The sequence below is a fragment of the Cellulosimicrobium protaetiae genome, from assembly GCF_009708005.2.
Classification (GTDB): Bacteria; Actinomycetota; Actinomycetes; order Actinomycetales; family Cellulomonadaceae; genus Cellulosimicrobium; species Cellulosimicrobium protaetiae.
In genome coordinates, this window is record NZ_CP052757.1 from 1,124,991 (window position 1) to 1,148,418 (window position 23,428).

Annotated in this window: 18 protein-coding genes; 10 read left to right on the forward strand and 8 right to left on the reverse strand. The window is 74.2% G+C overall.

The window, feature by feature from the left end:
• Positions 1-53: 53 nt before the first annotated feature.
• Positions 54-608: a TetR/AcrR family transcriptional regulator gene (locus FIC82_RS04820; protein ID WP_154797770.1), complete on the reverse strand. Its 555-nt coding sequence runs from the start codon at positions 606-608 to the stop codon at positions 54-56.
• Between the two features lie 62 nt (positions 609-670).
• Here FIC82_RS04820 and FIC82_RS04825 point away from each other — a divergent pair, with 62 nt between their 5' ends.
• Positions 671-1,579, forward strand: coding sequence for an alpha/beta fold hydrolase (locus FIC82_RS04825; protein ID WP_154797771.1), 909 nt, complete (start codon positions 671-673; stop codon positions 1,577-1,579).
• A gap of 90 nt (positions 1,580-1,669) precedes the next feature.
• On the opposite strand, the gene FIC82_RS04830 is transcribed toward FIC82_RS04825, so the two are convergent.
• Both FIC82_RS04830 and FIC82_RS04835 read right to left on the reverse strand, forming a co-directional pair.
• Entirely contained in the window at positions 1,670-2,926 is a 1,257-nt protein-coding gene (locus FIC82_RS04830) for an APC family permease (RefSeq protein WP_256390409.1), read from the reverse strand.
• A gap of 154 nt (positions 2,927-3,080) precedes the next feature.
• Positions 3,081-5,000 carry a glycoside hydrolase family 18 protein gene (locus FIC82_RS04835; protein ID WP_154797772.1) on the reverse strand — a complete coding sequence of 640 codons (1,920 nt, stop codon included), beginning with the start codon at positions 4,998-5,000 and terminating at the stop codon, positions 3,081-3,083.
• Between the two features lie 242 nt (positions 5,001-5,242).
• On the opposite strand from FIC82_RS04835, the gene FIC82_RS21240 reads away from it, so the two are divergent.
• The 7 genes from FIC82_RS21240 (at position 5,243) to FIC82_RS04870 (ending at position 12,637) form a co-directional block, all read left to right on the forward strand.
• Complete coding sequence (locus tag FIC82_RS21240) at positions 5,243-6,199, forward strand: cold-shock protein (RefSeq protein WP_168731493.1); 957 nt, start codon at positions 5,243-5,245, stop codon at positions 6,197-6,199.
• A gap of 70 nt (positions 6,200-6,269) precedes the next feature.
• On the forward strand, positions 6,270-7,667 hold the full coding sequence (locus FIC82_RS04845) for an alanine--tRNA ligase-related protein (protein ID WP_154797774.1): 1,398 nt from the start codon (positions 6,270-6,272) through the stop codon (positions 7,665-7,667).
• 160 nt (positions 7,668-7,827) lie between these two features.
• A complete protein-coding gene (gene dnaK, locus FIC82_RS04850) occupies positions 7,828-9,711 on the forward strand; it encodes a molecular chaperone DnaK (RefSeq protein WP_154797775.1) in 1,884 nt (627 codons plus the stop codon).
• Positions 9,708-10,352, forward strand: a complete 645-nt coding sequence (gene grpE, locus FIC82_RS04855) for a nucleotide exchange factor GrpE (protein WP_168731494.1) — start codon at positions 9,708-9,710, stop codon at positions 10,350-10,352. The genes dnaK and grpE overlap by 4 nt, the downstream gene beginning before the upstream one ends.
• A 211-nt stretch (positions 10,353-10,563) precedes the next feature.
• Positions 10,564-11,556, forward strand: coding sequence for a DnaJ C-terminal domain-containing protein (locus tag FIC82_RS04860; RefSeq protein WP_168731495.1), 993 nt, complete (start codon positions 10,564-10,566; stop codon positions 11,554-11,556).
• A 10-nt stretch (positions 11,557-11,566) separates the two neighbouring features.
• On the forward strand, positions 11,567-12,097 hold the full coding sequence (locus tag FIC82_RS04865) for a heat shock protein transcriptional repressor HspR (RefSeq protein WP_154797776.1): 531 nt from the start codon (positions 11,567-11,569) through the stop codon (positions 12,095-12,097).
• Between the two features lie 231 nt (positions 12,098-12,328).
• Positions 12,329-12,637: a DUF1540 domain-containing protein gene (locus tag FIC82_RS04870; protein WP_154797777.1), complete on the forward strand. Its 309-nt coding sequence runs from the start codon at positions 12,329-12,331 to the stop codon at positions 12,635-12,637.
• 150 nt (positions 12,638-12,787) lie between these two features.
• Here FIC82_RS04870 and FIC82_RS04875 read toward each other — a convergent pair whose 3' ends face one another.
• Entirely contained in the window at positions 12,788-13,585 is a 798-nt protein-coding gene (locus tag FIC82_RS04875; RefSeq protein WP_253691464.1) for a hypothetical protein, read from the reverse strand.
• A 173-nt stretch (positions 13,586-13,758) separates the two neighbouring features.
• Between FIC82_RS04875 and FIC82_RS04880 the strand changes: the two genes are divergently transcribed.
• Positions 13,759-18,981 (forward strand): sigma-70 family RNA polymerase sigma factor, encoded by a 5,223-nt coding sequence (locus tag FIC82_RS04880; protein WP_168731496.1) that lies wholly within the window; start codon positions 13,759-13,761, stop codon positions 18,979-18,981.
• 13 nt (positions 18,982-18,994) lie between these two features.
• On the opposite strand, the gene FIC82_RS04885 is transcribed toward FIC82_RS04880, so the two are convergent.
• The 3 genes from FIC82_RS04885 to upp form a co-directional block, all read right to left on the reverse strand.
• Positions 18,995-19,717 (reverse strand): NAD(P)-binding oxidoreductase, encoded by a 723-nt coding sequence (locus tag FIC82_RS04885; protein WP_154797779.1) that lies wholly within the window; start codon positions 19,715-19,717, stop codon positions 18,995-18,997.
• A 126-nt stretch (positions 19,718-19,843) separates the two neighbouring features.
• Positions 19,844-20,557, reverse strand: a complete 714-nt coding sequence (locus FIC82_RS04890) for a winged helix-turn-helix domain-containing protein (RefSeq protein ID WP_154797780.1) — start codon at positions 20,555-20,557, stop codon at positions 19,844-19,846.
• Between the two features lie 327 nt (positions 20,558-20,884).
• Positions 20,885-21,520, reverse strand: coding sequence for a uracil phosphoribosyltransferase (upp, locus tag FIC82_RS04895; RefSeq protein WP_047232332.1), 636 nt, complete (start codon positions 21,518-21,520; stop codon positions 20,885-20,887).
• Positions 21,521-21,948: 428 nt separating this feature from the next.
• Here upp and FIC82_RS04900 point away from each other — a divergent pair, with 428 nt between their 5' ends.
• Entirely contained in the window at positions 21,949-22,380 is a 432-nt protein-coding gene (locus FIC82_RS04900; RefSeq protein ID WP_154799841.1) for a nucleoside deaminase, read from the forward strand.
• Between the two features lie 147 nt (positions 22,381-22,527).
• Here the strand turns inward: FIC82_RS04900 and FIC82_RS04905 are convergent, their stop codons facing one another.
• Positions 22,528-23,352 (reverse strand): NAD-dependent protein deacetylase, encoded by an 825-nt coding sequence (locus tag FIC82_RS04905; RefSeq protein WP_154799842.1) that lies wholly within the window; start codon positions 23,350-23,352, stop codon positions 22,528-22,530.
• Positions 23,353-23,428 lie beyond the last annotated feature (76 nt).

Genomic DNA, 23,428 nt, shown 5'->3' on the forward strand with positions numbered 1-23,428 from the left:
CCCGGTCCCCCTCTTCTTGCAGCCGGGCTGCGGGCGCAGGCGGGTCGGCGGGGTCACGACGCCGCGAGGGCACGGACCGCGCGCTCGATCGCGGGGCGTAGGTCGAGGCCGGGGTCGACGGTGAGGCGGTGCAGGAGCAGCCCGTCGCAGAGCCCCATGAGCGCCCGGGTCGCCGGGACGGGGTCGGGGATGCCGACGGCGACGACGATGCGCTCGGTCCACCGCTCGAACGCGTGCCGCTGCTGCCGGAGGGGGCCACCGAGCTCGGGGTCGTCCGCGAGCTCGAGGAAGAGCACGTAGCGGGCGCGGGTGCGCGCGGAGAACCGGCCCGTCTGCACCTCGGTCATGGCGCACAGTCCGTCGACCAGCTCGTCGACGCTCGTGATCTCCGGCATCGTGGCCCCGTCGAAGTCGGTTCGCTCCTGCTCGGCGATCCGGTCGACGACGCCGGCGAGCAGTGCCCGGCGGGTGCGGAACCAGTTCGAGGTCGACCCGGGCGGGAGGCCTGCGCGTCGGTCGACGCGCGCATGGCTCAGCGCGCGCACGCCGTCCGCACCGAGCACCTCCACGGCCGCGTCGAGCGCTCGCTCTCGGGTGGCTGCAGCCATCGACTCCCTCTCTCGACCGTTCTACTATGAACATAGTAGTCCGGTCGCACGAAGGAGTCGCCATGGCTACGCAGCAGCCCCGCACCACCCGTCCGGCCGACGCCCGGGCCTGGTCCCCGCCGCTCCCCGAGGCACCCGGCTTCGACCACCTCGTCGTCGAGACCCCGGGCCTGCGCACGCACGTCGCGACGCTCGGCACGGGCGAGCCGGTCGTGCTGCTGCACGGGTTCCCCGAGCACTGGTGGCAGTGGCACGAGGTCGCGCCCGTCCTCGCCGCCGCGGGGTACCGCGTCCTGTGCCCCGACCTGCGTGGGGCGGGATGGACGACGGCCGACGACCCCCGGATCGAGCGCGAGACCCGGCTTCGCGACCTCCTGGCCCTCCTCGACGCGTTCGACGTCGAGCGCGCCCACCTCGTCTCGCACGACATGGGCGTCATCACGGCGATGCAGCTCACCTACGACCACCCCGAACGTGTACGCACCGCCGTGCAGCTCTCCGTCCCGCCGGGCTTCTTCACCTTCAGCCCGAGGCTGCTGCCGGCCTTCCAGCACCTGCCGAAGTTCATCTGGCACCGGCCGGGCGCCTCGCTGCGCGGGACGTTCTCCCCGCGGTACGCCGCCCGGCCGATGTCCGAGGCGACGGTCGACGCGCACCTCGCGCCGTTGCAGCGCCCCGAGATCGACGGGGCGGTGCGCACCCTCACCCGCCGCATGATCCTGCCCGAGGTGCTGCGCATCATGAGAGGCGTGTACCGCCGCCGACGTCTCACCGTACCGACGCTCGTCGTCTACGGACGGCTCGACCACCCCACCACGGAGGAGCTCATGGGCCGCATCTGCCGCCGCCCGGAGCGCTACGCCGACCGCGTCGAGTTCGCCTGGGTCCCGGACGCCGCACACTTCATCACCGACGACGCCCCCGAGGACGTTGCGGAGCTCGCGCTCGACTGGTTCGACCGCGCCGCGTGACGGCCTGATCCTCCGAGCCACCAGATCGACCCGTACGCCCGAGGTCGACCCTCGGGAGGTCGATCTGGTGACGGGCAGGCCGATCTCGCGTCACGACCGCACGCGCAGTGCCCGGAGCGCGACGCCGACCGCCAGCACCGCCGCTCCCGCCGCGACGCTCGCGAGCGGGAGCGTCACGACGAGCACGACGCAGCCGAGCGCGCCGAGCACCTGCAGCGCGCGCGGGTACAGGCGGTGCGGGGCGGTCTGCCGCAGCGCGGACAGGTTCGCCACGAGGTAGTACACGAGCACGCCGAACGACGAGAACCCGATCGCCCCCCGCAGGTCCGTCGTGAGCACGAGCACCACGACGACGGCCCCGACCGCGAGCTCGGCCCGGTGCGGCACCCGGTGGACGGGGTGCACCGCCGCGAACCACCCGGGCAGGTCGCCCGTGCGCGCCATCGCGAGGCCCGTGCGGCTCACGCCCGCCAGCAGGGCGAGGAGGGCGCCGGCGCTCGCGGCAACGGCACCGACGCTCACGACCGCGCCGGCCCACGCCCACGACCCGGCCGCGACCGCGTCGGCGAGCGGCGCCGCGGACGCCGCGAGCCTGTCCGGCCCCAGCACCGCGAGCAGGACCGCCGCGACGACCGCGTAGAGCACGACGACGACCCCCAGGGACACGAGGACGGCGCGCGGGATCGTGCGGCGCGGGTCGCGCACCTCCTCGCCGAGCGTCGCCACGCGCGCGTACCCCGCGAACGCGAAGAACAGCAGCCCCGCGGACTGGAGGACGCCGTACCAGCCGCCGTGCGCTCCGTCGGGGTCGAGCACCCCGGACCACGCGGGCGCCGTGCCCGCGAGGCTCGCGGCGACGGCCGTCGCGATCGCGAGGAGCGCCACCGCGACGATCGCGCGCGCGAGCCGCGCCGTGCGCGTCACGCCCCGGTAGCCCACCGCGGTGAGCAGGGCGACGGCGGCGACGGCAACGGGTCGCTCCCACCCGGGCGGGGCGGCGTAGGCCGCGAGGACGAGCGCCATGGCCGCGCAGCTCGCCGTCTTGCCGACGACGAACCCCCACCCGGCGACGTACCCCCACCAGGGCCCGAGGTGCTCGCGCCCGTACACGTACGTGCCGCCCGACGTGGGGTGCTGCGCCGCGAGCTGGGCCGACGACGTCGCGTTCGCGTACGCGACGATCGCGGCGAGCAGCATCCCGACGAGCAGCCCGGTCCCCGCGGCGGCGGCCGCCGGGGCGAACGCCGAGAACACGCCCGCGCCGACCATCGACGCGAGCCCGACGACGACGGCGTCCGTCGTGCCGAGGCGGCGCGCGAGCGAAGGCTGGTCCGGAGCGGCGGTCACGCGCACAGCGTGCCAGGGAGAGGTTGCCAGGGGGTGTCGTCGCGCACCCGGGTCGTGTCCTCCTGCCGGACGCCGGGTCGAGACGTGAGAAGTGGCCCCTGCGGACCGGTCCGCAGCGGCCACTTCTCCCGTCTCGTCCGAGGACGGTGCGGGGCTACGGCATGCCCGCCAGGTGGGCGTCGACCGACCTCGCGAACGCGTACCCGTTGCTCGCGTCCCAGTTGATCGACCAGGTCATCGCCCCGCGGATGTCGGGCCACCGGGCCGGGGGCACGAAGCTCCCGCACCGCGTGCCCGCGGCGAGGCAGCTCAGCGCGTCGTTCACGACCGTCGGGTTCACGTACCCTCCGCCCGCCGCCTGGGTGGTGGCGGGCAGGCCGAGCGCGACCTGGTCGGGTCGCAGCTCGCTCTGGAGCTGGATGCACGACAGCGCGGTGAGGAAGTTGACCGTGCCCTGCCCGTAGGCCTGCATCTGGTCGCACCCGAGCATCGTGCCCGAGTTGTAGTACTGCGTGTGGACGATCGTGAGGATGTCCTTGACGGCGAGCGCGAGCCGGAAGTAGGACGCGCCCGTCGACTGCATGTCGATGGTCTGCGGCGCCATCGTGATGATGAGGTCGGGCCCGACCGCGGCACGGATCTGGCGCAGCGCCTGCTCCATGTACGTCGGGTTGACCCCGTTCTCGAGGTCGATGTCGACGCCGTCGAACCCGTAGGTGTCGATGAGCCCGATCATGCTGGTCGCGAAGGCCGACGCCGCCGACGCGCTCCCGACCGAGATCGTGCCCTTCTCGCCGCCCACGGACAGGATCACGTGCTGCCCGCGGGAGTGCAGCGTCGCGACGTCGGCCCGGAGCTGGTCGTTCGTGTAGCCGCCCAGCGCGGCGGACAGTCCGGGGTCGACGCCGAACGTGACGGCGCCCGGCGTGCTCGGGACGGCGTCCGCGAACGCGACCGCGACGAGGTCGTAGGACGTCGGGACGGCCGACAGCCGCAGCGGCGTGGCCCCGTTGACGAAGTTCTGCCAGTAGCCCGTGAGCAGGTGCTTCGGCAGGGCCCCGGTCTGGCAGCCGCTCGTCGAGCCGGTCACCGTGGCGGGCGGGGACTCGCCCGTCGCGTTGTAGGCGCGCACCGTGTAGGTGTGGCTGGAGCAGGCCGCGAGCCCGGTCAGGGTCGCGCTCGTCCCGGCGACGGTCGTCCGCAGGGTCGTGCCCTCGTAGACGCGGTACCCCGTGACGGTCCCGGTGGACGCGGTCCAGGCGAGGCCGAGCGAGGTGTCGGCGGTCGTCGCGACGCGCAGGTTGCCCGGCGCCCCGGGGACCCCGGTCCCGCAGCCGGTGGTCGTGACCGAGACGCTCCCGGAGCGGGGCGACTCGCCCGCCGTGTTGTAGGCCGCGACCGTGTAGGTGTGCGGGGTGCAGGCGGCGAGCCCGGTGACGGTCGCCGACGAGCCCGTGGCCGTCGCCACGACCGTGCTGCCCTCGTAGACGCGGTAGCCCGTCACCGTGCCCGACGACGCGCCCCACGAGAGGGCGACCGACGTCGGGGTGACCGTGCCCGTGGCGGGAGTGCCCGGCGTGCCCGGGACGACGGGCGGCGGGCCGCCCGCGCCCTGGAGGGAGACGTCGTCCGCCTGGTAGGCGCCGGTGCCGTACCAGCCGTGGAGGTACACCTGGGTCGTGCTGCTCGCGGCGGTGAACGTGACCGTGAGCCGGGTCCAGTCGGTCGCGCTCGGGGTCCAGGTCGAGGCGCCGCCCGCGACCCCGAGGTAGACGTAGCTGCCCCGCACCCAGGCGGAGAGCGTGTAGGAGTTGCCGGCGACGGTCGGCACGGTCTGGGTGCAGCGTGCGTTGTCGAGACCCGCCGGGGTGGCCTGGAGCGCCTTGGTGCCCGTCCGCACGGGGGTGGAGACGACGGCGCCCGAGGAACCCGAGCACGTCCAGGGGCTGAGCGTGCCCGTCTCGAAGCCCCCGTTCGCCAGCACCTCCTCGGCGGAGGCGGGTGCGGCTGCCAGGGAGAGGGTGGAGACGAGGGCCACGGCCAGTGCCGCGGCGGCGGTGCGAAGTCTGTTCATGTCTGCTCCGTTGCAGGTCGAATCAAACTCTCAGGGAACTTAACGATGCACTCCTTATGAACCCGCACAGGACCCCGTTCGTCAAGTGGTGCTCGACGCGGGAGCCGACGCCGTGGGAGGTATCGACCTGTGACCAGGGGGTTCGGTCCGTCGGCGTCGCCCGGGTGTCGGCCGGGGCCCGGGCGCGGTCGGGCCGGGGGACAATGGACGACAGCACCCCTGCCGAGACGAGGAGTCCCCCCGTGCCCCAAGGAACTGTCCGCTGGTTCGACGCCGACCGAGGCTTCGGCTTCATCGACCTCGGGAACGACGCGGAGGACCTGTTCGTCCACGCGTCCGAGATCGTCGGTGACGACGGGCCGAAGGTGCTCCGCGAGGGGCAGGCCGTCGAGTTCGAGGTGGGCGAGGGCGACCGCGGTCCGCAGGCGCGCCGCGTCCGCGTCACGGGCGACCGGGCCGCCGACGCGACCCTGGGCGTCCTCGGTACCGTCGCCTGGTACGAGCCGACCAAGGGGTACGGCTTCGTCACGCCCGACGGCGGTCGCGACCAGATCTTCCTGCACAGCTCGGCCATCGTCGGGGGCGGCGTGGTCGCGGAGGGGCAGCGGGTCGCGTTCCTCGTCGTCGAGGGCGAGAGGGGCCCGCAGGCGGACCACCTGCTCCCGCTCGGGGCACAGGCCGCGCAGCCCGCGACCGACGGCGCGGACGGCACCGTCTCCTGGTACGACGACGTCAAGGGCTTCGGGTTCGTCGTCCCCGACGGGGGCGGCGACGACGTCTTCGTGCACGTCAGCGCCCTGGGTCGAGGGCTGACCGAGCTCGCTGAGGGCGCGCGCGTGACGTACGACGTCGTCGCGGGCGACAAGGGGCCGAACGCCCGCAACGTGCAGCTCGTGCGCGGCTCCGGGGGCGGGCGTTCGTCGGCAGACCGTGGTCGCCCCGACCGTCAGGGCCGCTCGGACCGCTCTGGCCGTCCGGGCGGGTCCGGCAGGCCGGTGCGCGGCGGCGAGGGCACCGTCGCGCGCTACGACGCGGACCGCGGCTTCGGCTTCATCACGCCCGACGCCGGGGGCGAGGACCTGTTCGTGCACGTGTCGGTCGTGCGGGACGACGAGGTCCTGGAGGAGGGTGACCGGGTCCGGTTCGGGATCCGCCAGAGCGACCGCGGGCCGCAGGCCGACGACGTCGAGCTGCTGTAAGGCCGGTGAGGCCCTCCGCGGCGGTGTATTGCCCTGGAAGGCGTCGGACGCGGTCCCTAGGGTCGATGGGATGAACGCCCAGGAGATCCGCTCGGCCTACCTCGAGTTCTTCGCCTCACGAGGGCACGCCGTGATCGAGCGAGCGCCCCTGGTGCTGCGCGAGGATCCGACGACGCTGTTCACGGGTGCCGGGATGCAGCCGCTGATGCCCTACCTGCTGGGTGTCCGGGAGCACGACGCCGGCCCCCTCCTGGTCGACTCGCAGCCGTGCGTGCGGGCCCAGGACATCGACGAGGTCGGGGACCGGCGGCACACGACGTTCTTCGAGATGCTGGGCAACTGGAGCCTGGGGTCCGCCGACGTGGAGCAGCAGGTCCGCTGGTTCGTCGAGTTCCTCGCGCACGTCGGCGTCGACCTCGAGCGCCTGTACGTCACGTGCTTCCGCGGGGCGCCCGAGCACGGGATCCCTCGTGACGACGACGCGGCGCGCGCCTGGGTCACGGTGCTCGCCGAGCACGGGATCGCGGCACCGCTCGTGGACGTGGGGTCCCGTGCCGACGGCGACCGTGACGGGATGCGCGGCGGTCGCGTCCTCCTCTACGACGCCGAGGAGAACTGGTGGAGCCGGGGAGGGGGCCTGGACGGCACGCCGGTCGGCGACCCCTGCGGGCCGGACTCGGAGGTCTTCTACGACCTCGGCCCCGAGCACCACGACCCGTCGACCGGTGCGCCCCATCCCGCGAGCGAGGGCGGACAGTTCGTCGAGATCGGCAACCAGGTGTTCATGCGCTACCGCCGCACGAGCGAAGGTTTCGTCCTCCTCGACGAGCCGAGCATCGACTTCGGGGGCGGGCTCGAGCGCATCGCCGCGGCCGCCCTGGCGACGCCAGACGTGTTCGACGTGAGCCTCCTGCGCCCGCTGGTCGACCGGCTCGAGACGCTCAGCGGTCGCGTGTACGAGGACGACCCGCGCCCGTTCCGCGTGATCGCGGACCACGTCCGCGCCGCGACGTTCCTCGCTGCCGACGGGGTCCGCCCGGGCAACAAGGCGCACGGGTACGTCCTGCGGCGGCTCGTCCGCCGGGCCGTGGTGCACGCCCTCCACCTCGGCCTGGACGACCGCTTCGCCGACGAGCTCGTCTCCGTCGTGGCCGAGGCGTACGGGGACACCTACCCGGGCCTGATCGCGCAACGCGAGGAGCTGGGCACGGTCCTCCGTGACGAGGAGTCGCGGTTCCGTCGCACGGTGCACCGCGGTCTCCGGGAGCTCGAGAAGCTCCAGGGCGCGACGGTCACGGGGGGCGACCTGTTCGTGCTCGCGGACACCTGGGGATTCCCCGTCGAGCTGTCGGTCGACGAGGTCCGTCGCCGCGACATGGCTCTCGCCACGGACTGGCAGGAGGAGTATGCGCTCCACCGCGAGCGCCAGCGGGCACGGTCACGGGCGGCCGCCACGAGCAGGGAATAGTTCGCCCTGAGTGAAGGTTGAGCCTGGTGGACTCAAGTTCTGGCGAGCGGGCTTGCGCGCGAGCGCACCGCGTGCCTACCTTGAGTGAAGCAGACTCAACCCGGTGTGCCCGGGCGCGCGTGCGCCGTCGGGCACCCCATCCACAACGGAGGCAGCACACATGGCACGAGCAGTCGGGATCGACCTCGGCACCACCAACTCGGTGGTCGCCGTCCTCGAGGGCGGAGAGCCCACCGTCATCGCGAACGCCGAGGGGTCGCGCACGACGCCGTCGGTGGTCGCCTTCTCCAAGACCGGCGAGGTCCTCGTCGGCGAGGTCGCCAAGCGCCAGGCGGTCACGAACGTCGACCGCACCATCAGCTCGGTGAAGCGCCACATGGGCACCGACTGGTCGGTGGAGATCGACGACAAGAAGTACACCGCGCAGGAGATCTCCGCGCGCATCCTGGGCAAGCTCAAGCGCGACGCCGAGGAGTACCTGGGCGAGCCGGTCACCGACGCGGTCGTCACCGTCCCGGCGTACTTCAACGACGCCGAGCGCCAGGCGACCAAGGACGCCGGGCAGATCGCGGGCCTCAACGTGACCCGCATCGTCAACGAGCCCACCGCTGCAGCGCTCGCGTACGGCCTGGAGAAGGGCAAGGAGGACGAGCTCATCCTCGTCTTCGACCTGGGCGGCGGCACGTTCGACGTCTCGCTCCTCGAGGTCGGCAAGGACGAGGACGACTTCTCCACGATCCAGGTCCGCGCGACGTCGGGCGACAACCGCCTGGGTGGCGACGACTGGGACCAGCGGATCGTCGAGCACCTCATCAAGCAGGTGAAGAACAGCTCGGGCGTCGACCTGTCGAAGGACAAGATCGCGCTCCAGCGTCTGCGCGAGGCCGCCGAGCAGGCGAAGAAGGAGCTCTCGTCCGCGACGAGCACCACCATCTCGATGCAGTACCTCTCGATGAGCGAGAACGGCCCGATCCACCTGGACGAGAAGCTCACGCGCGCCCAGTTCCAGCAGATGACGCAGGACCTGCTCGACCGGACGAAGGCCCCGTTCCACAAGGTCATCTCCGACGCGGGCGTCTCCGTCTCCGACATCGACCACGTCGTGCTCGTGGGTGGCTCCACCCGCATGCCGGCCGTGACCGACGTCGTCAAGGAGCTCACGGGCGGCAAGGAGCCCAACAAGGGCGTCAACCCGGACGAGGTCGTCGCCGTGGGCGCGGCCCTGCAGGCCGGCGTCATCTCGGGCGACCGCAAGGACGTCCTGCTCATCGACGTGACCCCGCTGTCCCTCGGCATCGAGACCAAGGGCGGCGTGATGACCAAGCTCATCGAGCGCAACACGGCCATCCCGACCAAGCGCAGCGAGATCTTCTCGACGGCCGAGGACAACCAGCCGTCGGTGCTCATCCAGGTGTTCCAGGGCGAGCGCGAGTTCGCGCGCGACAACAAGCCGCTCGGCACGTTCGAGCTCACCGGCATCGCGCCGGCCCCGCGCGGCGTGCCGCAGATCGAGGTCACCTTCGACATCGACGCGAACGGCATCGTCCACGTCGGCGCCAAGGACCGCGGCACCGGCAAGGAGCAGAAGATGACGATCACGGGCGGCTCGGCGCTGCCCAAGGACGACATCGACCGCATGGTCAAGGAGGCCGAGGAGCACGCGGCCGAGGACAAGAAGCGTCGCGAGGAGGCGGAGACCCGCAACCAGGCCGAGGCGTTCGTGTACTCGACCGAGAAGCTCGTCTCCGAGAACAAGGAGAAGCTCCCGGCCGACGTCGTCACCGAGGTCGAGGCCGACATCGCGTCGGTGAAGTCCGCGCTCGAGGGCGAGGACGCCGACGCCGTGAAGACCGCGCACGAGAAGCTCGTCGCGTCCGCGCAGAAGATCGGCCAGGCGCTCTACGCCTCGGCCGAGCAGGAGCAGGCCGCCGGCAACCCCGGCGCCGCGCAGGACGACGCGACCGCCGCCGCGGGTGCCTCGAGCGCTCCGGACGAGGACGTCGTCGACGCCGAGATCGTGGACGACGAGGACGACAAGAAGTGACGTCCCCCGAGGACCGGGGCCCCGAGGAGCAGGCCGGGCGCGAGCCCGGCCAGGGCCCCGAGGACAAGCCGTTCCACTTCACCGACAAGCGCAAGGTCGACCCGGAGGCCGCGGCCTCCGGGGCGGCCGGCGGCTCGGCCGGTGACGACGCGGAGACGGACCCGCTCGCGGGCCTCGACTTCGAGCCGTCCGACGAGGCCGAGGTCGACGCTGCCGTCCTGGCCGCGAAGGCCGAGGCCGCCGAGCACCTCGACGCGCTCCAGCGCGAGCGGGCGAGCTTCACGAACTACCGCAACCGCTCGCTGCGCGACCAGGAGGCCGCGCGGGCGAAGGGCGTGGAGGACGTGCTCACCGCGCTCCTGCCGGTGCTCGACGATGTCGACCGTGCACGCCAGCACGGCGAGCTCACGGGCCCGTTCGCCGCGATCGCGGAGAAGCTCGACGCGAGCCTGGAGAGGTTCGGCATCGAGCGCTACGGCAAGGTCGGGGAGGAGTTCGACCCGACCGTCCACGAGGCGCTCATGCACCAGCCCGACCCCGAGGCCACCACCACCACGGTGAACCTCGTCATCGAGCCGGGCTACCGGATCGGGGACCGCGTCGTGCGCGCCGCGCGGGTCTCGGTCGTCGGCCCGGAGTAGGCGGCCCGGCGCGGGCAGCGCCGCGCCACCACCACCGCCTGCCCGACGGCGCGGGCGCACCTTCCGCGCGAAGGTGCGCCCCGCCGTCGGGCACGCGAGGATCACAGCGGGGAGCCCGCGGGGACCTCCGCGACGAGCACAGCACACGCATCACCGACCACCCCACGACGCGAAGGACCAGGACCACGACCACCGACAGGAGGGAGGCGCCGTGACCGGACAGGACTGGATGGAGAAGGACTTCTACGCCGCGCTCGGCGTCCCCAAGGACGCCGACGACGCCACGATCAAGAAGGCCTACCGCAAGCTCGCGCGCCAGTACCACCCCGACCAGAACCAGGGTGACGAGACGGCCGAGGCGAAGTTCAAGGAGATCGGCGAGGCCTACGCCGTGCTGTCCGACGCCAAGGAGCGCGAGCAGTACGACGCGATCCGCGCGATGGCCGGCGGCGGCGCGCGCTTCTCCGCGGGCCCCGGCGGTCCCGGGGGCGCGGGCTTCGAGGACGTGTTCGGCGGCATGTTCGGCGGCGGCGGCCCGGGCGGCACCCGGGTCCGCTACTCGACCGGTGGTCAGGGCGCGGGCGGGTTCGAGGACATCCTCGGCTCGATGTTCGGCGGCGCGGGCGCGCAGCAGTTCGGCGGCGGCCCCCGCCCGCGGGCCGGGGCGGACGTCGCCGCGGCCACGACCCTCCCGTTCCGCCAGGCGGTCGAGGGCTCGACCGTCACCTTCACGGTCGACGGCCGCAACGTCACCACGCGCATCCCGCCGGGCGTGCGCGACGGCCAGAAGATCCGGCTGCGCGGCAAGGGACGCCCCGGCATGGCCGGCGGGCCCGACGGCGACCTCGTCGTCACCGTCCACGTCACCCCGCACCCGGTGTTCTCGCTCGACGGGAACAACCTGCGCGCGACCGTCCCCGTGACGTTCGCCGAGGCCGCTCTCGGGGCGACGATCAGCGTGCCGACGCTCGACGGCGCGTCCGTGAAGGTCAAGGTCCCCGCCGGCACCCCGTCGGGCCGCACGCTGCGCGTCAAGGGCCGCGGCGTGCAGACCGCGAAGGCGACCGGCGACCTGCTCGTCACCGTCCAGGTCGCGGTGCCGCAGAAGCTCTCGAAGGCCGCGCGCGAGGCGGTCGAGACGTTCGCCGCCGAGACGGACGGCCAGGACGTGCGCGCCGACCTGGTCCGTCAGGCCGCGGAGTAAGGGGGTCGTGATGGCCCACCGGAAGACTCATGACTTCTCGGTCGGCGAGGACGCACGTGGCTCCGGACGGGCTCCGGCGAGCGACGTCGACCAGGACGCCCCCGTCCTCGTCATCTCCCAGGCCGCGGCGCTCGCGGGCATGCACCCGCAGACGCTGCGTCAGTACGACCGCCTCGGCCTCGTCGTCCCCCGGCGCACGTCGGGGCGGGGGCGGCGCTACTCCCTGCGCGACGTCGCGAAGCTGCTCGAGGTGCAGCGCCTCAGCCACGACGAGGGCATCAACCTCGCGGGTATCCAGCGCATCCTCGCGCTCGAGTCGCAGGTCGAACGCCTGGAGCGGCGCATCGAGGCGCTCTCCGCGCGGGTCGAGCCGGGCGGTCGCGTGTTCGCCGCCGCGGCGAGCGGCGACGTCGTCGTGGTGCCGCGCGGGCGCAGCGTGCGCCGCGGGGTCGAGGAGGCGCTGCGCGAGACGCTCGTCGAGCACGGCGAGGCGCGCGCGCTGGTCATCTGGCGGCCGCGGTCCGACGACGCGCGCTCCTGACGCCGGTCGGTGCGGCGTCAGCCGTGCGCCCGGGGCCGGGTGCGGCACGCGGGCACGACGAGGCGGCAAAACCCGCCGGCACGCATTTTCGCAAGAATGTCGTGCGCTAATTACCCTGCATTCTTGCGTTTCTTAGCCAGGCCTTCCTTGCTATACATCGCGCAATTCCAGGAATACCGTGGACGACGGAAGCCCAGCCCCCACGGGTCCTCGCAGACAGGAGAGATCGCGATGAGCAGCCTCATGGAGATGCCGCAGGTCGTCGAGTGTTCGATCGACGGCTGCGGGTACAACCACGACCACGGGTGCCACGCGGGCGCCGTCACCATCGCGGGCCACGCCGGCGACGCCGAGTGCGCGACGTTCATCCCGCTCGGCACCAAGGGCGGCCTGGAGAAGGTCCTCGCGCACGTCGGTGCCTGCCAGCGCACCGAGTGCGTCCACAACGCCTCGCTCGAGTGCTCGGCCCCGTCGATCCGTGTCGGCGCCGGGGCGTCCGGCGAGGACAAGGCCGACTGCCTCACCTTCACGCCGCGCTGACGCGGCGACCGCAGACCTCTCCCTGAAGGCGGGCCGGCCACCACCGGCCCGCGGGACGCCCCCTGACACGCCCCGACCCCACGCTCGCCCGTGCGGTCGGGGCGTCGTCGTGCCGGTGCGGGCCGTCGTCGTGCAGGGTCCGCCCGTGCGTCAGCGCTGCAGCACGTTCAGGAGCTCGACGGCGGCCGCGTGGGTCTGTGGCAGCGGTTCGAGCCAGACGCGCGGCGGACGGCGCAGGATCGCCGTGACACCCAGCGTCAGGCCGGTGCGCTCGATGTTGTGCCGCAGCACCGTGCGCAGCTCGCCCTCGTCGGCGCCGCGCTCGCCGAGGACGACGAAGATCCCGCTCCCGAGGGACGCCATCGGGTGCCCGTCCCCGAAGGTCTGCGTGAGCGCGCGCCCCATCGCGGCCGACCGCGCGAAGCGTTGCCAGCCGGTGAGGTCGTCGAGCGCGACGTCGACGACGAGCAGACCGTGCGTCCGCGTGGCGTCGCTGCCCGCGCGTCGTGCGACGCCGTACGTCTCGCGGAGCCGGTGGACCAGGTACTGGGCGGTCGCGAGGCCCGACTCGGGATCCAGGACCTCGGGCGTGACCGGGGTCGCCTCGTACCCCTCCGACCAGCCGACGGCGACCGCGCGCAGCAGCCGGACCTCCGGTTCACGGTCGTGCACCCCGTACAGGCACGCGACGTCGTCGAGGGTCTCGCCGATCCCGACCCCGGCCTCGGCCCTCGCGCGGCCGAGCCGTTCGGCGGCGGGCGCGCCGTCCCGTTCCTCGCACATCGCCTCGACGAGCGCGTCGACGGCAGGGTGGTACCAGTCGCCCGGTCGCAGCCAGACGCTGTCCGCGCTCGTCCTGCGCCAGCGTTCGCGCACGGTGTCGTGCGCGGGCGCGGCGTACCCCTGGAGGTGGTCCATGTAGATGAGACGGGCGACCGGCCGATCCATGACGCGAGTCCGCGAAGAAGTTTCCGAGACTCGGCGTCCGGGGTGAAAAGGGGCGAAAGCGGAGGAGTCTGGCCGATACCGTTCCGTCGCCGGAAGGCCGCTGACCCGGAGTTGGACGTCCGTCTACTATGGCCACCGTAGCCTCGGTTCGGGGCGGTCTCCGGGGCGGTGACATGACACAGGCGCAAGAACGGGTGTGGAGCGAGGCGTTCAGCGACGCCGAGCTCATCACCGCCGTACGCGAGGGCGACACGAGCGCCTACGGCGCCCTCTACGAACGGCACGCCGCAGCGGCCCGGACGGTCGCCCGCCAGTACGTCCGGTCCACGGCCGACGCCGACGACGTCGTCTCCGACGCGTTCGCGCGCACCCTGTCCGTGCTCCAGGGCGGCGGGGGGCCCGACGTCACCTTCCGGGCCTACCTCTTCACCGTCGTCCGGCGGCTCTCCTACGACCTCGTCAACGGCGCGCGCCGCACGCAGCCGACCGACGACGAGCGCACGTTCGAGACCGCGTTCGGGCCGATGGCGTCCACCGAGGACCCGACGCTCGAGGGCTTCGAGCGCTCCACGGTCACGCGCGCCTACCAGGAGCTGCCGGAGCGGTGGCGGGCCGTGCTCTGGTACACCGAGGTCGAGAGCCTCTCCCCGGCCGAGATCGCGCCCATCCTCGGCCTCACCGCGAACGGCGTCTCGGCGCTCGCCTACCGCGCGCGCGAGGGACTGCGACAGGCGTACCTCCAGCAGCACCTCACGTCCGTCCCCGCCGAGGAGTGCCGCGCCGTCAACGCGCTCCTCGGGTCGTACGTGCGCGGCGGCCTCGCCAAGCGTGAGACCGCCCGCGTCGAGTCGCACCTCGACGGCTGCGGCGAGTGCCGCGGGCTGGTGCTCGAGCTCGGGGACGTCTCGCACGGCATGCGGGCGGTCATCGCGCCCCTGGTCTTCGGCGTCGGCGCGCTCGGCCTCGTCGGGACGGCGCTGCCGACCTTCGGCGGCGCGGCCGTGGCCGGTGGCGTCGGCGCGGCGCTGCAGGGTTCGTCGAACGCCGGAGCGGGGTCCGCGGGTGGCAGCGGTGCCGCAGGCGGCTCGGGTGGCACGGCCGCCGGGGCCGGCGGCGGTGGCGCGGCCGGGACGAGCGTCGCGGGAACCGGCGCCGTGGGCGGTGCGGGTGCCGCTGCGGGCGCGACCGGAGGCTCCGGCGGAGCGGTCGGGGCAGGGGCGGCGGTCGGTGGTGCGGCCGCCGCCGGAGGCGCGACCGCCGGGGGAGGCGCGCTCGCCGCGGCCGGAGGGCTCGTCGCGCTGGTCTCGTCGGCGCCGCTCGCCGCGGCAGCGGTCACGGTCGGGGTCCTCGCTGTTGCGGGCCTCTCGGTCGCTGGCGCGATGGGCGTGTTCTCGCCGGATCCCGAGCCCGCGCCGACCGCGCAGTCCTCGCCGTCGCCGACCGAGTCGCCGACCACGGGGACCACTGCGACGCCGGACCCCACCACCGACCCGACGTCGCCCACGAACATCCCGCCGGCCCCGACCGACGAGACCACCGCCGGCACCGGGGACACGACGGGGACCGGCGACGGGACGACGGGCGACGGCGCACCGATCGGCTCCGAGCCCGGGTCGTCGTCCCCCGGCGGGGCGGCACCCGACCCCGGAACCGGCGCACCGGGGCCGACCGACCCCGGGACGTCTGACCCCGGGCCCGTCGACCCCGGACCCACCGACCCCGGCACTCCCGAGCCGGCCCCGGCAGCGCTCGAGCTCTCGCTCGCGCCGGTGACGCTCGCGGCGCGGCAGCCCGCCGACCTCGTCATGACGGCGTCGAACACGGGTGGCCGGTCCGCGGAGGAGGTCTTCGTCGACCTCACGCTCCCGGCCGGGGTGTCGACCCAGAGCGCCTCCCTCGTCGCGCGCGGGGCGGCGGCCGCAGGCCCGGTCCGGGCTGCCGCGCTCCCGTGCGGCAGCGCGGTGCCCCAGAGCGACGGGTCGAGCCGTGTCACGTGCTCGGTCGGCGTGCTCGCGCCGCGCGCGACGCAGGACCTGGCCGTCCAGGTGCAGGCCGACTCGGGCGGGGAGTACGCCTTCACCGCGTCGTTGCGGGCCAAGGGCATCGAGCCGTCGCACCGGTCGTTCCCCCCGACGCAGGTCAGCTACTGGGGTCCCGAGCTGCGCGTCACCGCGGAGCCGGTCCTCGCGTTCGACAACCCCGGCGACGCGACGCTGCGGGTCGCCCTGCGCAACAGCGGCGACCGGCCCGCAGTGGAGCCCCGCGTGACGGTCGACCTCCCGGACGGGCTGAGCCTCGTCGGCGGCGGCCCGGCAGGCTGGACCTGTGACGCGACCGAGGACGGGACGGTGACCTGTGCGTCGCCGAACGGCACGACCCTCGCACCGCGGGCCACCGTGGACGTCGCGGTGCGTCTCCTCGCCGACCTGGCGGACGTCCCGGACGACGTGGCCGACCTCCAGGTGGAGGCGACCGCGGACGGTGCGCACACGGGCAGGGCGTCGGTCGACCCCGAGGTCGATGCTCCCTGGGCGGCGGCCGGGGACGGCCTGCTCGACCCGGACGGCGAGCGCCGCGCTGTCGTGCCGCAGTGCGCCGCGACCGACGGCGGCCTCGCCTCGGTCCTCGCGACCTACACGAACACCACGGCCTACGACGACCTCACCGTGACCGCGCACGCCGCCGGGTCGACCGCGACGGCGGTCCTCGCGGCGCGGGAGACGGCGACGCTCCGGGTCGACGACGGCGTGCGCTTCCCGGCTGGGCGCGCGAGCCTCGTGCTGTCGACGACGGTCGCGGGCGAGACGTTCACGATCCCGCTCGACGCGGGCGCGTTCGCCGCGCTCGACTGCTGGACCCCGCCGCCGTGGCTCACCGCCGCCGACGTGGACGTCGTGGCCGACAACGACGGCGGCACCGTCCGCTACACGGCGACCGTCACCAACGGCACGGGCGCGGGGCTCGACGCACGGCTCCTCGCGCCGGACGCCGGCACGTGGTCCGGCGTGGCCGACTCCGCGGCGATCGCCCCTCTCGCGGACGGCCGCTCGGGCGACCTCGTCCTCGACACGGGTCTGCGCGACACCACGCGCGCGAACGCCGTCCTGCGGCAGTACCGCTGGCACACCGACGCGGACGGTGACGGCAAGGGTTACCAGTCGCTGCTCCCCGTGCTCCTCGAGGGGCACCGGATCGCTCCCGCGGCCCCCGCGCCGACGGTGGGTCAGTGCGCGTTCGACCCGGCGACCGACACGTCGAGCGCCCCCGTGACGCTGCACCTCGACAACACCGCGTCGACGCTGCCCGTGACCTTCTCCGTCCCGGGCGTGAGCGGGCCGGTCTCGGTCAGGGCGGGAGCCACGCAGACGGTGACGACGACCGTCGGTGGGGAGAGCGCGACGTTCGCCGTGCAAGCCGACGGCGCGCCGCTCGCCTCCCACCCGGTCCGGGGTGTCGACTGCTTCGACTGGAACGTGTCCGGCGCCGCGTCCGCGTCGTGGGTCCCGTCCGACGCGGGCGGCTCGGTCGTGCTCACCGGCACGTTCCGCAACGGCCACGCGGCGGCGCGCCTGAGCGTCGTGCTGGAGGCGGGGGGTTGGGGGACCTCGGGGCCCGTCGAGGTCGGGCCGGGCGAGGAGGTCTCGCTCGCCGTGGACACCGGCTCGCGGGACGTCGCGGCGGGGGAGGTCGTGCTCCGCGCGACCCGGGCCGACGGCTCGCCGGGGACGCACGAGGTCGCCGCGGCCTTCGCCGCCGTCCGGTACGCCCCGTCGGTGGGCGAGCCTGTCGTCGGCACGTGCGCGTTCGACGCGGCGACGGAGACATCCTCCGCCCCGGTCGCGCTGCGCTACGACAACTCCCGATCGACCGTGCCCGTCGTCTTCAGCGTCGCGGGCCGCGACGACCTGACGCAGACCGTCGCGGGCGGCCGTGCCGAGGAGGTCTCGGTCCCGGGTGGCGTCGGGTCGCAGGGCCTGACGCTCGCGGTGCTCGCCGACGGCGCGGCGTCGGTCTCCCACGAGCTCGCCGGGGTCGACTGCTTCGACTGGGGCCGCGTCGCGGGCGCCGCCGCCGCGACGGCGGCCTGGACCGTCCCGCCGGGCGCGGGCGTCGGCTCGGCGTTCGTGACCGGCACGTTCCACAACCCGTACACGTCGACGCCGCTCCGGGTCGCGATGTCGACCCCGCACGGCGACGCGGCGCCGGTCGAGGTCGCGCCGGGCGCGGACGCGACGTTCACCGTGGACGCGAAGGCCCTCTCGGTCCCCGCCGGGACCGCGACGTTCACCGTCGAGCGGGCCGGGGGCGCTCCGCAGACCGTCGAGGCCCGCTACGGCGGTGTCACGTACTCACCGCAGTGGGCGCGCACGGCGACGGTCGAAGCGCGCTGGCAGGACGGGTCGGTCAAGCTCGTCGGATCGCTGACCAACGACTCGCCGGAGACGATCGACGCGCGGATGCTGGGCGGTGCCCACGGCGACTCGGCACCCGTGCAGAAGATCGCCCCCGGGCAGACCGCCACGTTCACGATCGACACCAGGTCGCTCGACGCGAAGCCCGGGGCGGTGTCGTTCCGGCAGTACCGGTCGGTGCTCGGCCAGGGCTTCGTGGACGTCTCGCTCACCGCCACGCACCGGGGTGCGACGTACGTCCCGGACTGGTCCGCGACCCTCACGGCGGTGACGCAGTGCGCGGCCGGGCCGGACGGCGTCGTGCTCACGGTGGGGTTGCGCAACGACTCGGGTGAACCCACCCATGTCGTCGCGAGCACGCCGTTCGGCGTGCGCGACCTCGGCGACGTCCCACCGGGAGGCGGCACGAGCGTCGACGTCGCGACCGGCGCGCTCGCCGTGAAGGGCGGCACCGTCACGTTCGAGCTCTCGCGCACGGTCCTCGGGACGGTGTTCACGCAGAAGGTGACCGCCCACTTCGCCGCCCGCGACTGCGCCGTCGTCCGTCCGACGGCGAGCCTCGTGCTCGGCGACCCCGTGTACGACGGCGACCGCGACCACTCGTACCGGGCGGTGTCCGTGCTCCTCGACAACGCGGCGTCGAACGTGCCGGTCACGTTCCGGGTGACCGGCCAGGCGAAGGGCTCGTGGGACCTCGCCGCGGGCGAGCGGCGCACGGTCGAGCTGGGCGAGGCCCCGTGGTCCGGCGCGACGTACGTCGTGCACGCGGGCTCGTGGTCGCAGCCGCTCAAGGTCGACCCGTTCACCGCGGCGCGGCAGTGCCCCGAGCCGTGGCAGTCCTGGACGGCGTACGACCACTCCGCCGAGGTCTCGTACCGCGGCTGGACCTACGCGGCCCGCAACAGCCACTTCGGGGTACGGCCCGACGACCCGGTGCTCGGATGGCTCTTCTGGGAGCGGCAGTCCCGCTGCGGCGAGGGCTGACGGGGCGAGGCTGCTACGGCAGGACGTCCGCCAGCGCGTCGTCGACGGGCCGGTCGCCGCCCACGAGGTCGAGGACGAGGCCGGACGACCCCGGCTCGTGGAGGACGGCCGCGAGCACGAGCGCGACGTCGTCGCGCGTCACGTCGGACCGCTCGCCGACGGCGGCCCCGGGCTTGCGGCGCTTGCCGCGCGGCTTGCCCTCGTCCCCGACGGGCGCGAGCGCGACGAGGCCGACACCGGGGTCGTCGGTGAGGTGACCCGGCCGGACGATGGTCCACTGCAGGGCGTCCCGCGCGCGCAGGTCGTCCTCGGCCGCGGCCTTCGCCTGGAGGTAGGCCCAGAACACGTCGTCGACGTCGTCCGGCCGCTCGTCGGCGCGCGCCGCCTCGACGCCGCGGGACGAGAGCATGACGTAGCGTCCGACCCCGGCGCGCTCGGCGGCGTCGGCGAGGAGAGCGGCCCCGGCCCGGTCGACGGCGTCCTTGCGTGGTGCTCCGCTCCCGGGACCGGCGCCGGCGGCGAACACGACGGCGTCCGCGCCCTCGAGCTCGAACGACACCGCCACGGCGTCGTCCTTCTCGAGGTCGACGAGCGCGACGTGGGCGCCGAGCTCCGTGAGATCGGTGATCTGCGCGGCGGACCGTACGAAGGCGACGACGTCGTCGCCTCGCTCCACCAGGGCCCTGGCGAGGCGACGGCCGACCTGGCCGTGACCTCCCGCGATGACTGTGCGCATGGGCCGAACGTATCGCCGTGACGGCGTCCGCGCCCGGCGAGCGTCCTCACCCTGGGCGGGGTGCGCTGCCGGGCGCGTGGTCCCCCACGTGCCCCCACGTCGACCGCGGCCCGGCAGCGCGGGTCCTCAGGCGGCGTCCCCCGTGCCGCCGAGGACGACGGGGGTCTGCGGGTCGAACCGGTAGCCGAGCCCGCGGACCGTGGTGATGACGTGCTCCAGCCCGAGCTTCTCGCGCAGGCGGCGCACGTGGACGTCGATGGTGCGGCTGCCCGCGGCGACCTCGTGGTCGGCCCAGACGGTCTCGAGCAGCTCGGCCCGCGTCACGACGCGGTGCGCCGTCCGGGCGAGGTAGGACAGGAGCTCGATCTCCCGGAACGTCAGGCGCGCGGACCGTCCCTCGACCGTGACGGTGCGGCCCGCGGGGTCGATGACGACGCGCGGCACGGGCGAGAGGGTCGCGAGCCGCTCGCGGAACGCCGCGATGTCCTGGACGGGTGACGTCGTGGCGGTGGTGGGCTCGGCCAGGGCGAGGGCCGTGTACGTCTCGGCGCTCGGCAGCCAGTCGCGGGCGAGCTCGCCCAGGGCCTCGGCGAGCTCGACGAGCTGTGCCTGCGGTTGCTCGCCGGGCGCGGCGTCGACGCCGACGTAGAGCACGAAGCCGGGGTTGCGGCGCGGTGCGGCGGGGGCCGGGACCGCCGGGCGCGCTGGTCCGGCGGGCGTCCCGACGGCGGCGCGGGAGTCGGGGGTGCGAGGTGCGGCGGTGTGCGGTGCGAGGGGCCGCGGCGCGGTGCCGTGGACGCCCGACGAGCGGCGGGCAGGGCGGGTGGCGGTGAGCGTCATGGGTGGCTCCGGGTGCGTCGGGCCGACGGCAGCGCCGGGGAGACCGGCGGGTCGGCAGGGGTCAGGGCTGAACCGAGGTGCGGGAGAGGGTTCAGGCCTGACAACAGACGCACATGACCGCGCCCGGGAGCGCGCCGGACGGCGCGCTGGCGGGACGGGTCGACGTGCTCACGGGAGCGAGCATGGCAGCGCACCGCGCGGTACGCCAAGAGGGGCCACGGAACTTCTCAGCATGCGGACGTCGGCGGTCTCGCTTTCCGGGCGGCATCCTGCGCGCGACCCCGGGCGGGACACCCGAGCCCGGGGCCGTCCGTGCAGGTGAGAGCGTCAGACGACGCCGTACAGGCGGTCCCCGGCGTCGCCGAGACCGGGCACGATGTACGCCTTCTCGTTGAGGCGCTCGTCGACCGCGGCGACCACGAGCTGGACGTCGACGCGGTCGCCGACGGCGTTCTCCAGCACCTGGATGCCCTCGGGCGCCGCGAGGAGGCAGACCGCCGTGACGTCGCGCGCCCCGCGCGCGAAGACGTAGTCGATCGCGGCGACGAGCGTGCCGCCCGTCGCGAGCATCGGGTCCAGGAGGAAGACGTGCCGACCGGTCAGGTCGTCGGGGAGGCGGTTCGCGTACGTGACCGCCTCCAGCGTCTCCTCGTCGCGCTGCATGCCGAGGAACCCGACCTCCGCCGTCGGCAGCAGGCGGGTCATGCCCTCGAGCATCCCCAGGCCCGCGCGCAGGATCGGCACGACCAGGGGACGCGGCTCGGCGAGGCGGACGCCGACCGTCGTCGTCACGGGCGTCTCGATCTCGTGCGGCTCGACGCGCACGTCGCGCGTGGCCTCGTAGGCGAGGAGCGTGACCAGCTCGTCGACGAGGAGCCGGAACGTCGGGGACGCCGTCTCCTTGTTCCGCAGGACGGTCAGCTTGTGGGCCACGAGCGGGTGGTCGGCGACGTGCAGGCGCATGACGACAACGGTATCCGACCGTGAGCCCTCCCGTACCGCCCGGTAACCGGTCCGGCGCCGGGAGTTGTCAGCCCTCTGTCGGTCTATAGCCTGGTGAGGCGCTGGCAGCTCGTCGCACGACCGAGCCGTCAGCTCCGCGTCGCGGGTCCGCGCGACGTGCCCCCTGACAGCTCGTCGCACCCTCCGGAGGTCTCGTGCCCGACGACGTCGCCCACCCCCGCGATCCCGCCCGCCCGGGCGAGGGTCCGGCGTCGAGCACCGACGGCCCGGCGCCCGGCGCGACGACGACCTCGGGTACCGACGGCCCGGCGTCCGGCGCGACGACGACCGGCGGCTCGCCGGGAGGGCGCGGGCTCGACCTGCCGTGGGCGGACGGGACGTTCCCGCCGGACACGGTCGCGGGGCGCCGCCAGGTCTGGGACGCGCTCATGGGGCTCGCGCTGCACGAGGCGACGCACGCGCTCGCGAGCGACGACGTGCCGGTGGGGGCGCTCGTCGTCGGGCCGGACGGACGCCTGCTGGGCGTCGGTCGCAACCGGCGCGAGGAGACCGGCGACCCGACCGCGCACGCCGAGGTGCTGGCCCTGCGCCAGGCGGCCGCGACGCTCGGGGAGTGGCGGCTCGAGGGGTGCACGCTCGTCGTCACGCTCGAGCCGTGCGTCATGTGCGCCGGGGCGCTCGTGCTCGCGCGCGTCGAGCGGCTCGTGCTCGGCGCGTGGGACCCCAAGGCGGGCGCGACCGGCTCCGTGTGGGACCTCGTCCGTGACCAGCGCGCGAACCACGCGGTCGAGGTGGTGGGTGGCGTGCGCGAGGACGAGTGCGCACGGCTGCTCCGCGACTTCTTCGGCGCGCAGCGCTGAGCGCACCGCCCCCGTCGTCGCGGTCGCGGTGGGGAGGAAGGACGGCGCCGGGTCTACCATCCGGCGCCTCGTTCCTCGGCGCCTCCCGCCAGGCCCGCCACGACCCGGCGCCGTCCTTCCTCCCCACCGCTCGTGGGGTCGGTCGCCTCAGCGCGTGAGCGCCTCGGCGAGGGCGGTGAGGGTCTCCGTGGTGCCCGCGTCGACCTTGAGCGTCGCGAGCGGGTCGCCACGCGTCCACCCGCGGTTGACGATGACGACCGGCTTGCCGGCCTTCGCCGCGTGCCGCACGAACCGCAGCCCGCTCATCACCGTCAGCGACGACCCGGCCACGAGCAGCGCGTCGGCCGCGTCGACCATCGCGTACGCCCGGTCGACCCGCTCGCGCGGCACGTTCTCCCCGAAGTACACGATCTCCGGCTTGAGCACCCCGCCGCAGAACTCGCACGGCGCGGGCCGGAAGTGCGACGTCTGCTCGATCACCGCGTCTGCGTCCGGGGCGATCTCCACGTCCGCGACGTCGCCGATGCTCTCGATGAAGCCCGGGTTGAGCGCCGTCAGCCGGTCCGCGAGGTGCTCGCGCGAGATGACGCGCCCGCACCGCAGGCAGATGACGCGGTCGTAGCGGCCGTGCAGGTCGATGACGTTCCTGCTGCCCGCGTCCTCGTGCAGCAGGTCCACGTTCTGCGTGATCAGCCCCACGAGCACGCCCGCGTCCTCCAGCCGAGCCAGCGCGCGGTGGCCCGCGTTCGGCTGCGTGCGGTGCACGTGCTGCCAGCCGACGTGGTTGCGCGCCCAGTAGTGACGCCGGAACGCCTCGTCCTGGACGAACTGCTGGTACGTCATCGGGTTGCGCGGGGGCGAGTCCGGGCCGCGGTAGTCCGGGATACCGGAGTCCGTCGAGAGCCCCGCGCCCGTCAGCGCCGTGACCCGCAGGCCGCGCAGCAGCTTCACGGCGTCCTCGGCCGTCCCCAGAGGCGGCGCCGGCTCCGTGCCCGACGGCGGTGGCTGGCTCGGGCGCCACGCGAGCCGCGAGGTCAGGGTCGGGACG